This is a genomic window from Burkholderia sp. AU33545 (assembly GCF_020419685.1).
Classification (GTDB): Bacteria; Pseudomonadota; Gammaproteobacteria; order Burkholderiales; family Burkholderiaceae; genus Burkholderia; species Burkholderia diffusa.
Genome location: NZ_JAIZRQ010000004.1, coordinates 435,167 through 447,569 on the forward strand (window position 1 = coordinate 435,167; position 12,403 = coordinate 447,569).

The 12,403-nt window shown below is 66.1% G+C and carries 13 protein-coding genes; 1 reads left to right on the forward strand and 12 read right to left on the reverse strand.

What is annotated here, in order from left to right; translation table 11 throughout:
- Positions 1–3: 3 nt before the first annotated feature.
- The 7 genes from LGM71_RS15845 to LGM71_RS15875 form a co-directional block, all read right to left on the reverse strand.
- Complete coding sequence (locus tag LGM71_RS15845) at positions 4–1,782, reverse strand: sigma-54-dependent Fis family transcriptional regulator (RefSeq protein WP_226115330.1); 1,779 nt, start codon at positions 1,780–1,782, stop codon at positions 4–6.
- A gap of 210 nt (positions 1,783–1,992) precedes the next feature.
- On the reverse strand, positions 1,993–2,994 hold the full coding sequence (locus LGM71_RS15850) for a 2Fe-2S iron-sulfur cluster-binding protein (protein WP_226115331.1): 1,002 nt from the start codon (positions 2,992–2,994) through the stop codon (positions 1,993–1,995).
- Positions 2,995–3,050: 56 nt separating this feature from the next.
- A complete protein-coding gene (locus LGM71_RS15855; RefSeq protein WP_151047145.1) occupies positions 3,051–4,037 on the reverse strand; it encodes an aromatic/alkene monooxygenase hydroxylase subunit beta in 987 nt (328 codons plus the stop codon).
- Between the two features lie 12 nt (positions 4,038–4,049).
- Entirely contained in the window at positions 4,050–4,364 is a 315-nt protein-coding gene (locus LGM71_RS15860) for an MmoB/DmpM family protein (RefSeq protein ID WP_059604967.1), read from the reverse strand.
- A gap of 18 nt (positions 4,365–4,382) precedes the next feature.
- On the reverse strand, positions 4,383–4,718 hold the full coding sequence (locus tag LGM71_RS15865) for a Rieske 2Fe-2S domain-containing protein (RefSeq protein ID WP_059604970.1): 336 nt from the start codon (positions 4,716–4,718) through the stop codon (positions 4,383–4,385).
- A gap of 7 nt (positions 4,719–4,725) precedes the next feature.
- Positions 4,726–4,986 (reverse strand): toluene-4-monooxygenase system B family protein, encoded by a 261-nt coding sequence (locus LGM71_RS15870; protein ID WP_226115332.1) that lies wholly within the window; start codon positions 4,984–4,986, stop codon positions 4,726–4,728.
- Positions 4,987–5,010: 24 nt separating this feature from the next.
- Positions 5,011–6,516, reverse strand: coding sequence for a toluene monooxygenase (locus tag LGM71_RS15875; protein WP_059604973.1), 1,506 nt, complete (start codon positions 6,514–6,516; stop codon positions 5,011–5,013).
- 340 nt (positions 6,517–6,856) lie between these two features.
- On the opposite strand from LGM71_RS15875, the gene LGM71_RS15880 reads away from it, so the two are divergent.
- The gene (locus tag LGM71_RS15880; protein ID WP_226115333.1) at positions 6,857–7,246 is read left to right on the forward strand and encodes a LysR substrate-binding domain-containing protein; all 390 of its coding nucleotides are present in this window, start codon (positions 6,857–6,859) and stop codon (positions 7,244–7,246) included.
- A 29-nt stretch (positions 7,247–7,275) separates the two neighbouring features.
- On the opposite strand, the gene dbpA is transcribed toward LGM71_RS15880, so the two are convergent.
- The 5 genes from dbpA to LGM71_RS15905 all read right to left on the reverse strand — a co-directional run bounded on the left by dbpA (position 7,276) and on the right by LGM71_RS15905 (position 12,297).
- Positions 7,276–8,673 (reverse strand): ATP-dependent RNA helicase DbpA, encoded by a 1,398-nt coding sequence (gene dbpA / locus LGM71_RS15885; RefSeq protein ID WP_226115334.1) that lies wholly within the window; start codon positions 8,671–8,673, stop codon positions 7,276–7,278.
- Entirely contained in the window at positions 8,670–8,867 is a 198-nt protein-coding gene (locus tag LGM71_RS15890) for a hypothetical protein (protein ID WP_059604979.1), read from the reverse strand. Before LGM71_RS15890 ends, dbpA begins: the two co-directional genes overlap by 4 nt.
- Before the next feature lie 381 nt (positions 8,868–9,248).
- Positions 9,249–10,931, reverse strand: a complete 1,683-nt coding sequence (gene mqo, locus LGM71_RS15895; RefSeq protein ID WP_226115335.1) for a malate dehydrogenase (quinone) — start codon at positions 10,929–10,931, stop codon at positions 9,249–9,251.
- 481 nt (positions 10,932–11,412) lie between these two features.
- Positions 11,413–11,742 carry a hypothetical protein gene (locus LGM71_RS15900; protein ID WP_226115336.1) on the reverse strand — a complete coding sequence of 110 codons (330 nt, stop codon included), beginning with the start codon at positions 11,740–11,742 and terminating at the stop codon, positions 11,413–11,415.
- Positions 11,743–11,808: 66 nt separating this feature from the next.
- Positions 11,809–12,297, reverse strand: coding sequence for an Lrp/AsnC family transcriptional regulator (locus tag LGM71_RS15905; protein ID WP_226115337.1), 489 nt, complete (start codon positions 12,295–12,297; stop codon positions 11,809–11,811).
- Positions 12,298–12,403 lie beyond the last annotated feature (106 nt).

Here is a 12,403-nt window from a genome sequence, read left to right on the forward strand (position 1 = left end):
GGGTCATTCGGCGGCGATGCCGTACTTGCGCAACCGGTAGGCCAGTGTCGGCCGGCTGATGCCGAGCACACGCGCTGCCAGCGAGAGGTTGCCGTTTGCCTCGGCGATCGCGGCGCGCAGCATCGCCACCTCGGTTTCGGCGAGCCCGGGGCGGGCGCCGGGGCCGGTCGAGGCCGGGGCCAGGGCCGTCTCGACCGGCTCGTCCATCAAGGCGATGTTGCCACTGCGTTTCAGAATGAACGACGACACGTCGATTTCCTCGCCGGTCGTGAACAGGTGGCAGAGGTCGAGCGCACCGCCGTCCTCGGCGAGAATCACCGCGCGTTCGATCATGTTCTCCAGTTCGCGCACGTTGCCGGGCCAGTCGTAGTTGAACATCGCGTCGACCGCGCGCTCGCGAAAGCCCGTGATGTGCTTGTCGTGCTTCTTGGCGAGCCGCTGAAGGAACCAGTTCATCATCAGCGGGATGTCGTCGCGCCGTTCGCGTAGCGGCGGCACCTGGATCGGAAACACGTTGAGGCGGAAAAAGAGATCCTCGCGGAATTGCCCGGCCTTGACGGCTTCCCGCAGGTTGACGTTCGTTGCGGCGATCACGCGCACGTCGATCTTGCGCGTCCGTGTGTCGCCGACGCGCTCCAGCTCGCCCTGCTGAAGCGCGCGCAACAGCTTGCCCTGCGCGGTGAAGCTGAGCGTGCCGATTTCATCGAGAAAGAGCGTGCCGCCATCGGCCCGCTCGAACCGGCCGGGCCGCGACGAGGTCGCGCCGGTATAGCCGCCGCGTTCGACGCCGAACAGTTCGGATTCCATCAGGTGTTCCGGAATCGACGCGCAGTTGACGGCCACGAACGGCTTCTCGGCCCGCTTGCTGAGCCGATGCAGGTTGTTCGCGAACACCTCCTTGCCAACCCCGCTTTCGCCGAGAAACAGCACGGTGGCCTCCGTGGGTGCCACCTTGTTGACCATGTGGCACACGGTGTTGAAGCCGGCCGAGATGCCGACGACGCCGAAACTGTTTTCGGGCGCGCGCGCGATCCGCTCGGCGATCCGGCTGGTGGCCGGCGGCATGGTCTGCGGCTCGAGCGACCATTTGACGAAATCGCCGATCTGCAGGAAGCGCAGATCGTCCTGCGGATCGTCCCATTCCTCGACCGGCTTGCCGACGACGCGGCATTTTGCATGCCCCATCCCGCGGCATTCGATTTCCCGCCACAGGATCGGCCGGCCCATGAACGAGCTGGTATAGCCGCACGCATAGCCGATCAGCATCCAGCAGACGGCGTCGTTGCCGATTCCGTAACTCGCGATGTGCGCCTCCGCCTCCGACGAGTCGATCAGATAGAAGTCGCCGAAATAGTGGCCGCGCTCGACATCGATGTCGAGCGCGATCGGTTCGCAGTGGACGATCCCTTCGAGCGAGACGAGCTGCGGGCCGGCCAGGAAGTCGTCGTAGGTGTTGAAGCCGGCTCGCACCTTGCGCGCCATGGCGGCATCGTGCGTGCCGGCCTGGTAGCCGATGCGGGTAATGAGGCCGCGTGCGGTTTCCTTGCCGAGGCTCTCGATCAGCTCCTGGCGCAGCGCGCCGAACGAACTGATGTGCATCAGCATCATGCGCTGGTCGTCGAGCCAGATCCTGCCTTGCTGGGGCGCGAATCGCAGACGCTTTGCGAGGTCGTGGATGGCGGGTACGCGAATCTCCGGATGCCCGGCATCGCGCGGAGAATGTCCCGCGCGATGCCGGGGCGCGGAACCCGGTTTGCCGTCGTGCATTTCGCTCCTTGACATGCTTGCCTCGCTTGCGGCCGGTTCGGCCGGTGCTCCCCTGTGCTGGTGATGCATGTGGCGCACGGGAACATGCATGCCGGCACGCATTGCGACCGAATCGCCCGGGTCAGCTTAGCGGGTGCGTGTCGTCGTGGCGATTGGTGAAACTACGCGCGGGAAATTCGCAGAGGAATGCACGCGGCCCGCCCGGGCGGGCCACGTGCAACGGGGTCAGACGAATCGATCGAAGTGGAGCTGCGCGAAGGGGACTTTGTGCCGGAGCATCAGCAGGTCCTGCACGGCCTCGATCATGGGCGGCGGGCCCGCGAAGTAGAAGCGGTAGCGGTCGAGCGGTTGCGCGAGCCCGCGCTCTGCCTCGTCATGGACGAAGCCCGTCGCACCGTGCCATGGCTGCGACGCATCCGGGGCGGACAGCACGACGGAAACCGACAGTCGTTCGTGCGCCAGCGCATCGAGTTCCGCCGCGGCGCCGAGATCCGCCTGCGAGCGCGCGCCGTAGAAGAAGTGGACACGCGGGGATCCCGGTTGCGCCAGCGCGCCGCGTGCGATCGACAGCATCGGTGCGAGCCCCGAGCCGCCGGCGATGCAGACGATGTCGCGGGCGTCGTCGTCGCGCAGGTAGGCGTGCCCGTAAGGCCCGTCGAGCAGCACGCGCTCGCCGATGGCGATACGGTCGAACAGCGCGTTGCTGCCCGCGCCGCCGGGCAGGCGCCGGATGACGAACTGCCAGAGGCCGTTGCCGTTCGGCAGATTCGACATCGAATAGGCGCGCGCGCCTTGTGCCGAAGGCGGATAGAGGAGTGCATACTGGCCGGCGCGGAACGCCGCCTCGCCCGGGGCGCGGAACGTGAATTCGCTCATGTCCGGCGTCACGCTGCGACGCGCGACCAGTTCCGCCTCCCGGCGCGACGGGGTGACGACGGGCAGGTAACTGTCGTCGCAGCGCACGCGGATCGTGCAATCGCCGGTCGGGCGCGACTGGCATGCGAGCCGCTTGCCGCGCTTGCGATCGCGTTCGGAGAGGCCCGGTGCGCCCGGCCACAGCGTGTCCATCGCGCCGGACACGAGCTCGAAGCGGCAGGCGCCACAGCCGCCCACGCTGCATTCGTGCGGCAGTCCGACGCCGGCACGCAATGCGCCGCGCAGCAGCGCGTCTTCCGACGCGTCGACGGCGAATGTCGCGCCGCCTTCAATCGTGATCTGATGTTCCATCTTCAGGTTCCGCGTTACGGGGGCCGGCACGGGCCGGCCCCGGGTTCATCCAGCGGTCACAGGCCGATGCCGCGCCGGAATTCGCCGACCGCCGCGCGCGCACGCGCTGCCGCATCCTGCGCGTCGGGCAGTGCATCGCAATACGCGTCGATGGCGGCATCCGCGAGCGGCGCCCACTTGTCGATCCAGGCAGCGAGCACCGCGCGGTTGCCGTCCTGTTCCAGCGCCATGCGCACGAGCTCGCCTGCCCAGCGGCGATGCCGTTGCGCGTCGGCCAGTTGTGCATCGGTCAGCAGGCCGAGCAGCGTATCGCCGTTGTGGCGGGCCGTCTGGCCGAGCGTGCGCAGCACGGTCTCGTCGATGGCGGGCCGTGCGACCAGGTTCAGCGCGACGAAGCTCTCGGCCCAGTCCCATGCGACGAGCGCTTCCTCGACGAGCCGCCGCCAGCCCTGCCATGCGGGGCTCTGTTCCCAGATGCGACGTTCGTCGCTCGCGAAGCCGAGATCGGGAAAGGCCTGCGACAGCTCCCTGGTCCGATACGCGGTATGCGTGAGCCAGCGCAGGGAGTCGGCCGTCTGGTAGGCGGCGCAGTTGGAGATCGTCGACGCGGGCGCGAGCTGCGTCAGATAGGCGGAGCCCATCTGCAGCGCGTGGAACAGGTAGCGCGCGGGGGTATACAGATGCGCGAGGTGTTCCGCCCAGTCGCGCCCGAGCATCGTGTCATGGCCGCGCGACGAGAACTGGTCGAGCAGACCGAAGACGTATGTCTCCTGGCCGTCCTGCAGCATGTTGTAGGTGCGATAGACCAGCTCGTCGGGATCGCGGAACGCGTTCCAGTCGGCGTGTTGCAGCGGCGACGCGTTGCGGTATCGCTTGAACCACTGCGCCATCCCGAAGTTGGGGTCCAGTTCGAACGGCGCGTCGGGGTTGTCGGTCGTGTAATGGAGGTTGGTCGAGACGATCTCGTATTCGCTCGGCTTGCGCCGCCGCGCGGCCAGATGGCTCCACGTCTTGAGCGGCTTCAGGATTTCGGGTTGCGTCATGCTGGTCTCCGGTCAGAGCGTCTTTTCGTAATAGAAGCGGACGTAGTCGTCCGTCGTCTCGATGCGGCCCGCGAACGAGCTGAGGTTGATTTCCAGTTCCGACATCTTGAATGGCCGGCCGAGCGCGGCCTCCAGGGTCGCGCGGCGCAGGACCAGTTCGCCGTCGGTGTCGATGCGCACGTAGGCGAGCTTGTCGTCGATGCGGATCTCCTTGTCCGGGTTGTCTTCCTGGGCGGCTTCGATGACGCCGGCCGTGATGCTGCTCGCGCGCAGGATGGGGCCGACGCGGTTGTTGCGATAGGCGTCCGCCGTGTTGTCGTGACTCATGGTGTGTCCTACGTCAGGTCAGGAATGGGCGAAGAGCGGTTCGACGCCCTCCACGGCAACGAGGATGTCGTCCCCGTCGAGTTTCACGGCATATTCCGCGAGCCGGCAGTCGCCGGGATTGATGCCCTTGCCCGTATTCGCATCGAAGGTCCATTGATGTGCGCGGCACATCAGTACGCGGCCGTCGAACTTGCCTTCCGCGAGCGGAATGTCCTGGTGCGGACAGATGCCCTGGAACGCGCGCGGCTCGCCCCCTTCGGGGCGGACCAGCACGATCACGTGGCCTTCGACCTCGACTTCGGTCATGTCGCCTTCCCACAGCTCGTCGAGCGTGCATGCTTTGTGAAATGTCATGTCGGCCTCACGCGTCGCAGAAAATGAACTCGAGCGCTTCCATCGGCCGGATGTCCGTCTCGCCGAGCCGCGCGTCGCGCGGGAAGAACGTCTCGCTGCCCTGGCGCCGCACCCTCACGACCTTGTCCGGCCGCGGCGCGACGCGCCGGCCGACCGAGTGATGCGCGGCCGCGGCCGCGATCTCGTCCATGGTGTTGTCGGTATCGACCGCCACGAGCTGCAGCAGGAAGTCGTACTGGAAATTGGAAATCACCGGAAAAAGTGCCATGTCGTCCTCCATTGATCGGCCGTCTTACGCGGCTTTCTGTTGATTGCCGCGATTGCGGTAGGCCTCGACCCACGCGTATCGATGTGCGTCGTCGCCGCTCTCGCCGGGGGCGAGGCTCATGTACTTGAGCGCGCCCATCAGGTCGGGCGGCTGGATATGCCCGGCGAGGAAGCGATCGACGAGCGTCATGTGATCGCGATAGCGCAGCGGATCCTGCTGGAAGACCCAGCGGTCGATTTCCGAGTTGAAGTGATAGGTGCGGCCGTTGTAGTCGAGCGGGTAGTCCTTCACGTTCCAGCCGTTGCCGGGAATCGCGCAGATCGGCAACTGGCTCATGTTGCAGACGATCGGCAGGGTTTCCGGCATCGTCAGGTGCGTCCGGCCCGCGACCAGGTTGTCGATGATGACGTCCCAGGCCTTGCCGAACGTGTCGTTCCAGCCGGGATACTTCTCTTCGAGCCAGTCGCGGCAATCCGGCGTCATGCCGGCGGCGGGGTTCCACCAGATGGTCGGCCGCCAGAACCAGATGCCCATCTGGTACGCGTGATGCTGGTAGTCGAACTCGTTGATCATCTGATCCCAGTACCACGGCAGGTCGAGGCCGAGATCGATCAGCGTGCGTTCGAACTGGCCGACGATCCACTCGCGCATGAACTCCTTGAACGATTGCTTGCGGTGATGCAGCGGCGTCGCGTAGTCCATCGAGGTGCCGGTCAGCAGGCAGAAGAGACGCCATGCGCGGGCGATGGCGACGTCGACGAGCTTCTGCGCCTCTTCCTTGCGGCCGTTCGCGATCAGGATCTGCAGCGCGGGGCCGCCGATCTGCGCATGGCGCGATTCGTCGGTCTGGATGCTCGAGATCAGGCTCGCGAACGTGAAATCGCCGGCTTCGGCGGCGTCCGCGGCGAGGCCCAGGAACTGCATGTTGGTGAAGCCGGTTTCGAACGCGAACGTCAGCATCACGGCGATCTCGAGCGCACTGCGCGACATGAACAGGTCGTCGAACGTGCTGCGCGCGGCGATCGCACCCCACTCGTTCGTGTGGTAGGCCTTGTGGGCCCAGTCGAACTGACGGTCCTTGTGGCAGTAATCGTGCGGGAAATACAGCTGCAGTTGCCCGTGGCGGTTCTCGTCCAGCATGCCGAACGTCGCCATGTTGCGCATGCCGGGGGCGCGGCCGAAGCGGGCCATGCGCGCTTCCGCGCTCATGGCGGCGTATTCGCCGAGCGCGATGGCGCCGTAGTGCGACTTCAGGATCGACAGCCAGCCGGGATCGGCCTCCTCGAACATGCGGCTGCGCTCCAGCGCGGCCTTCACGGAATAGGCGCCGGCATCCTTTTCGCGCTGAATGCGGACGTATTCGGAATAGGAAGTCTTGTACGGCTCGTCGTAGGCTTCCCACGTTTCCATCGGAATGCCTTGCGCGCCAGTCATGATCTCGGGGAAAAGGTCGGACTCCGTAACATATCGGGGGGTCCAGTTCGTCGAGCGGGCAATGTCGTACCACGCCGACCGTTCCAGTAACGCCATGGTCATGTCTCCTTGATTGGGATCGTTCGAACCGGTTGTCTGCGCACGGAGGGTGTCGCGCAAGGGGCCGGTGTGAATGACTGAGCAAGGGCAGTGCCAGGAACGGGCTGCAACGGGAATGTGTGCGCTGCAAAAATCCCGACATTCCTGGTTTGGCGGTATGAAGGGCGCGGCAGGTATTTGGTATGGTGCGACGCACAAGCAACCTGGAATCAGGCCGATTTGATGATTTGGTCAAGCGAGTCCGGCCTGCGCGCGACGAACCCTGCTGATCTTTTGATAAAAATCTCGATATTCGTGCGTCGACAGTCGGCGATGCGCGCTCGCTTCACGGCCCGGCGTGGCTGTTTTCGATACGAAGCTGGCGCGGCGGACGGCACGCAACCGAGCTGGGAAGGAGGCGCGACCGGCAGCCGCTCGCGAAGCGGCGTTGGCGGACGAACCGTTCATTTTCTATGCGGCCGACGGTGACGACGAAGGGCGGCTGGCGATCCTCCGGCGGGTGCTCGGCCGGGCGCCGCGCATCGTGCACAAGGTGAGCAGCACGCTGTCCGTGCTGGCGGTGGCGGGGGCCGGCCTCGGCGTGGCGCTGGTGCCGGCGCCGAACATCGTATACCGGAAACTCGCGGGCAACGTGCCGGGCGCCGAACTCGTCGTGCTCTGCCGGATCGGCGGGGAATGGGGAGCGGTGCAGCAGTATCTGGCGATGCTGGGCGGGCGCGCCGCGTAAGCGTTGCGGCCCGCGCCGGCATCACGTCGTCATTCCTCGTCCATCAACCGGACCTTGACGCGCTTGCCCTTGATCTTCCCTGCATTGAGCTTGCGCAGCGCGTCGTGCGCGACGCCACGCTCGATCGCGACGTAGGTCGAGAACTCGGTCACGTTGATCTTGCCGATCTGCTTGCCGTCGAACCCCGCGTCGCCGGTCAGCGCGCCGAGCACGTCGCCCGGCCGGATCTTGTCCTTGCGGCCCCCGAGGATCTGCAGCGTTTCCATCGGCGGCAGCAGCGTGTCGTTGCCGGCCGGCTTCAGTTCCGCGAGCGGATGCCATTCGACTTCGCGCTTCTGCGCCTGCTCGATCGCGCCGACGCGCCCCATCTCGTCCATGCTGGCGAGGCTCAGCGCCCAGCCTGCCTGGTCCGCGCGGCCGGTGCGGCCGATGCGGTGCACGTGCACTTCGGGGTCGGGCGTCACGTCGACGTTGATCACCGCCTCGAGCTGCGCGATGTCGAGCCCGCGCGCGGCGACGTCGGTCGCGACCAGCACCGAGCAGCTGCGGTTCGCGAACTGGATCAGCACCTGGTCGCGTTCGCGCTGTTCGAGCTCGCCGTGCAGCGCGAGCGCGTGGAAGCCCTGTGCGTGCAGCACGTCGAGCAGGTCGCGGCATTGCTGCTTGGTGTTGCAGAACGCGATCGTGCTCACCGGCCGGTAGTGATTCAGCAACTGGCCGACCGCGTGCAGCCGCTCGTTCTCGGTCACTTCATAGAAGCGCTGGCGGATCTTGCTGTCGTCGTGGCGCTCCTCGAGCTTCACTTCCTTCGGATTGCGCAGGAACTGCTGGCTCAGCTTCGCGATGCCGTCCGGATAGGTCGCCGAGAACAGCAGCGTCTGGCGCGTCGTCGGGCACATCCGCGCGACCTTCGCGATGTCGTCGAAGAAGCCCATGTCGAGCATCCGGTCGGCTTCGTCGAGCACGAGCGTGTTCAGCGCGTCGAGCTTCAGGTTGCCGCGGTCGAGGTGATCCATGATGCGGCCCGGCGTGCCGACGACGATATGCGCGCCATGCTCGAGGCTCTGCGCCTGCGGCCGCATCGGCGTGCCGCCGCACAGCGTCAGCACTTTCACGTTTTCTTCGGCGCGCGCGAGGCGGCGCACTTCCTGCGCGACCTGGTCGGCGAGCTCGCGCGTCGGGCACAGGATCATCGCCTGCACGTCGAAGCGGCGCGCGTCGAGGCGCGCCAGCAGCGCGAGCGAGAACGCGGCGGTCTTGCCGCTGCCCGTCTTCGCCTGCGCGATGAGGTCCTGGCCGGCCAGCGCGATCGGCAGGCTCGCGGCCTGGATCGGCGTCATGTCGACATAGCCGAGCTGCGCGAGGTTCGCGAGCGAGGCGGGCGTCAGCGGCAGTGCGCTGAACGGCGTGGCGGTCGGCTGGGTCATTCCACGTCTCCGAGGTAGGGGCGGCCTTCCATCTGTTCGTAGACGACGTTGCCTTCGTCATCTTCGAAACGTTCGAGGTAGTTGCGCGCGCCGCACAGCGGGCAGCGGAACAGCAGCCCCTGGCCTTCGTCCTTGATGACGACGTCGGACTGTTCCCACTGCGTGCCGCAGCTCTGGTTTCGGCAGGTAAACAAGGTCTTTCTCCAACTGAATTCGGTTGATGTGGCGCCCGGGCGGGCGCGGCAACGGCGGGCGGCGCTCGCGCGGCTCGGGCGCGGGCCGCATCGGGCGTCGCTTAGATTGCGTCGATGCGGATGATGGATCGGGCGGCGACGGGGTCGCGCGTGCCGCAATTCTAGCGGAAGCGAGGAGGCGAATGCGGACGATCGGCTGCGAGGGGCCGGCTGCGGGCGACCGGCTGCGGGCGATGCCTGCAAGGACAGTGCGCATTCAGCGCCCGTTGTTTCCGGAAAACAGGCCCCGATCGCCGCCATGACGAAAAACGGCCGCCCCGGAGGGCGGCCGTGTCGTGCGGCGCAACGGTGCCCCGCGGTGCCGCGCGGCACCCGGACGCGTTACAGCGCCATGTCGGCCGCAGCCTTTGCGGGGCGCGCCGGGGCCCCGCCCGTCGCCTGCGACGGCGCCGTCAGGTCGATCTTCGGCGGCGGCGAGAGCTGCAGCACGTCGCTCGTGTACGTCCATTCCTCGACGACCTTCGCCGGGCTGTCGTTCAGCTTCGTGCCGTAGCTCGGCACGATCTGGCGGATCTTCTGCTGCCATTCGGGCGTCGCGACCTTGTCCTTGAACACCTTCTGCATCAGGTGCAGCATGATCGGCGCGGCTGTCGACGCGCCCGGCGATGCGCCGAGCAGGCCCGCGATGCTGCCGTCCTGCGAGCTGACGATCTCGGTGCCGAGCTTCAGCACGCCGCCCTTCTTCGGGTCGCGCTTGATGATCTGCACGCGCTGGCCGGCCTGCCACAGGCGCCAGTCTTCCTTCTTCGCGTCCGGGAAATATTCCTTCAGCGCGTTGAAGCGGTCGTCGTCGGACAGCATCAACTGGCCCGCGAGGTACTGGACGAGCGGGAATTCGTCGACGCCCACGCGCATCATCGGTGCGACGTTGTGCAGGTTGGTGCTCTTCGCGAGGTCGAAGTACGAGCCGTTCTTCAGGAACTTGGTCGAGAACGTCGCGAACGGCCCGAACAGGATGATCTTCTTGCCGTCGATGATGCGCGTGTCGAGGTGCGGCACCGACATCGGCGGCGAGCCGACCGACGCCTTGCCGTACGCCTTCGCGAGGTGGCGCTTCACGACCTCGGGGTTGTCGGTCACGAGGAACGAGCCGCCGACCGGGAACGCGCCGTAGTCCTTCGCCTCGGGGATGCCCGACGCCTGCAGCAGGTGCAGCGCACCGCCGCCCGCGCCGATGAACACGAACTTCGCGTCGACGGCCTGCGGCGGTTCATCCGAATGCAGCTTCACCCACGACACGTGCCACGTGCCGTCGGCGTTGCGCGTGATCTCGCGCACTTCGCTCGACAGCGACAGCGTGAAGTTCGGCTGCGTCTTCAGGTAGCCGACGAACTGGCGGGTGATCTCGCCGAAGTTCACGTCGGTGCCGATCGGCGTCCACGTCGCGGCGACCTTCTGCTTGCGGTCGCGGCCTTCCATCATCAGCGGCACCCACTGCTTGATCTGGTCGTAGTCTTCCGAATACTGCATGCCGCGGAACAGCGGGCTCGCCTGCAGCGCGTCGTAGCGCTTCTTCAGGAAGCGGACGTTGTCGTCGCCCCACACGAAGCTCATGTGCGGCGTCGAGTTGATGAACGAGTGCGGATTCTTCAGCACGCCCTGCTTGACCTGCCACGCCCAGAACTGGCGCGAGATCTGGAACGACTCGTTGATCTCGATGGCCTTGGAGATGTCGATCTTGCCGTCCGCCTTTTCCGGCGTGTAGTTCAGCTCCGCAAGCGCCGAGTGGCCGGTGCCCGCGTTGTTCCAGCCGTTCGAGCTTTCCAGCGCGACGCCGTCGAGGCGTTCGACCATCGTCATCGACCAGTCGGGCTGAAGCTCGTGCAGCCACACGCCGAGCGTCGAGCTCATGATGCCGCCGCCCACCAGCAGGACGTCGACCTTCTTCGTATCGGCCGCGTGCGCGGACGACGCGGCGACGCACAGCGCGAGCGCCGACAGTATTACCCGTAACGTTTTGATCACAGCAGATCCCTTTTCAACTTGAATGCATCGGTTTGCCATGCCGCCCGGCCGATGCGGATTCGCGTTCGGCCCGCGCATCCGGATATCCGGACCGCGAATCCGGAACTCCGGACCGGCCGCGTTCGCCGTTGCATTTGCGCACGCGAAGCCGTTGCGAAGGACACCTTCGGATCGGCTTCATGCGCTCACGCAATCGCATGCTTCACGTTCGCGCCACGCGTGCGCAAGCCCGTGCTGCAGGCCTCGCCGGACGGCGCTTCAGGCTGCGTCGAAAGAGGCCGCGCACCATGCGTTCCGAGGGGGCGGGATGGCAAGGGGCGCGTAATATAACCGAACTCGATTCCCGTGTCGCACGCGCGGAATATCCTTGTTTTCGTGGGGTTTCTTGCGTGTCCGGGTTTCCGGAATGACGGTGCGCGGAACCGGAAAAACGGCGGGGACGGACGAGGCGCGACGCGCGCGATATCGATACTGCATCCGGACCGCGGCGTTGCACCGCGATCCGGTTCCGATCACTTCATCATTTGGACGAACCGCCCCGGCAGAACTGGTCGTACCCCAGCGCCGAATTCGCGAAGCCTTGCGCCTTCGCGAGTTCCCACGGACGCTCGCATTGCTGCGTTCGCTCGCACCATGCGTAGCCGGCCGAGCCGATGCAGCCGTGCGCGTCGCGATCGCCGCCGACGACCGGCGGCGCGGCCTGGGCTGTTTGCGCCGTTTGCGAGGCCTGTGTGTCGTGGCCGGCGACATCGGGCGGGAGAGGATAAACCGGCTCATTCGCGCACGCGGCCAATGCAAACGCGCAGGCGATCATGGCGGCGATCGACGCGGAAGAAATGAAATGCTTCATACGGTAGCGCTCCATGGGATGAGGTTCGACGGTGGATGCCCGCGAACGGGCGCTTGAACGATTCGATCACGCATCCGGCACCGGCACGCGCGACGAGAACTTGACCTCGCGCAGCGCGAGGCTCGACTGGATCGACGACACGCCGGCCTGCTTCCTCAGCACGCGTTCGACGAATTCCGCATACGCGTCCAGATCGGCGGCGACGACCTGCAGGATGTAGTCGGCCGCGCCGGTGATCTTGTGGCACGACGTCACTTCGTCGTGACGCCGCATCACGTCCTCGAAGTGGTCCGAATCCTGGTCCGAATGCATGTTGAACGTGACCTGCACGAACGCGAACACGTTCATCCCGAGCGCGCGGCGGTCCAGGTTCGCCTGGTAGCCGGTGATCACGCCTTCGTCCTCGAGCCGCTTGCGCCGCCGCCAGCACGGCGTGACGCTCAGCGACAGCCGTTCGCCGAGCGTCGCGTTGGAGAGCGCGCCGTCTTCCTGCAGCAGGCGGAGCATCGCGCGGTCGACGCCGTCCAGTTCCATCGAAGCGCGATTTTTGCTCATTCCAGGGTCTCCGTAGGCGGTTTTCTCAAAATTGTATGAAACGGTGAGGCGAAAAGCAAAGTTATTGCCGGCCGGCGTCAATAGACTGTTGCCATCCCCTTGAAGC

Bases quoted from the DNA above. Each gene is read 5' to 3' on its own strand.
- LGM71_RS15860 (WP_059604967.1), bottom strand. From the start codon at position 4,364: ATGAGTCACGACAACACGGCGGACGCCTATCGCAACAACCGCGTCGGC.
- LGM71_RS15905 (WP_226115337.1), bottom strand. From the start codon at position 12,297: ATGAGCAAAAATCGCGCTTCGATGGAACTGGACGGCGTCGACCGCGCG.
- dbpA (WP_226115334.1), bottom strand. From the start codon at position 8,673: ATGACCCAGCCGACCGCCACGCCGTTCAGCGCACTGCCGCTGACGCCC.
- LGM71_RS15855 (WP_151047145.1), bottom strand. From the start codon at position 4,037: ATGACGCAACCCGAAATCCTGAAGCCGCTCAAGACGTGGAGCCATCTG.
- LGM71_RS15875 (WP_059604973.1), bottom strand. From the start codon at position 6,516: ATGGCGTTACTGGAACGGTCGGCGTGGTACGACATTGCCCGCTCGACG.
- LGM71_RS15900 (WP_226115336.1), bottom strand. From the start codon at position 11,742: ATGAAGCATTTCATTTCTTCCGCGTCGATCGCCGCCATGATCGCCTGC.
- LGM71_RS15870 (WP_226115332.1), bottom strand. From the start codon at position 4,986: ATGGCACTTTTTCCGGTGATTTCCAATTTCCAGTACGACTTCCTGCTG.
- LGM71_RS15850 (WP_226115331.1), bottom strand. From the start codon at position 2,994: ATGGAACATCAGATCACGATTGAAGGCGGCGCGACATTCGCCGTCGAC.
- LGM71_RS15865 (WP_059604970.1), bottom strand. From the start codon at position 4,718: ATGACATTTCACAAAGCATGCACGCTCGACGAGCTGTGGGAAGGCGAC.
- mqo (WP_226115335.1), bottom strand. From the start codon at position 10,931: ATGGCAAACCGATGCATTCAAGTTGAAAAGGGATCTGCTGTGATCAAA.
- LGM71_RS15845 (WP_226115330.1), bottom strand. From the start codon at position 1,782: ATGTCAAGGAGCGAAATGCACGACGGCAAACCGGGTTCCGCGCCCCGG.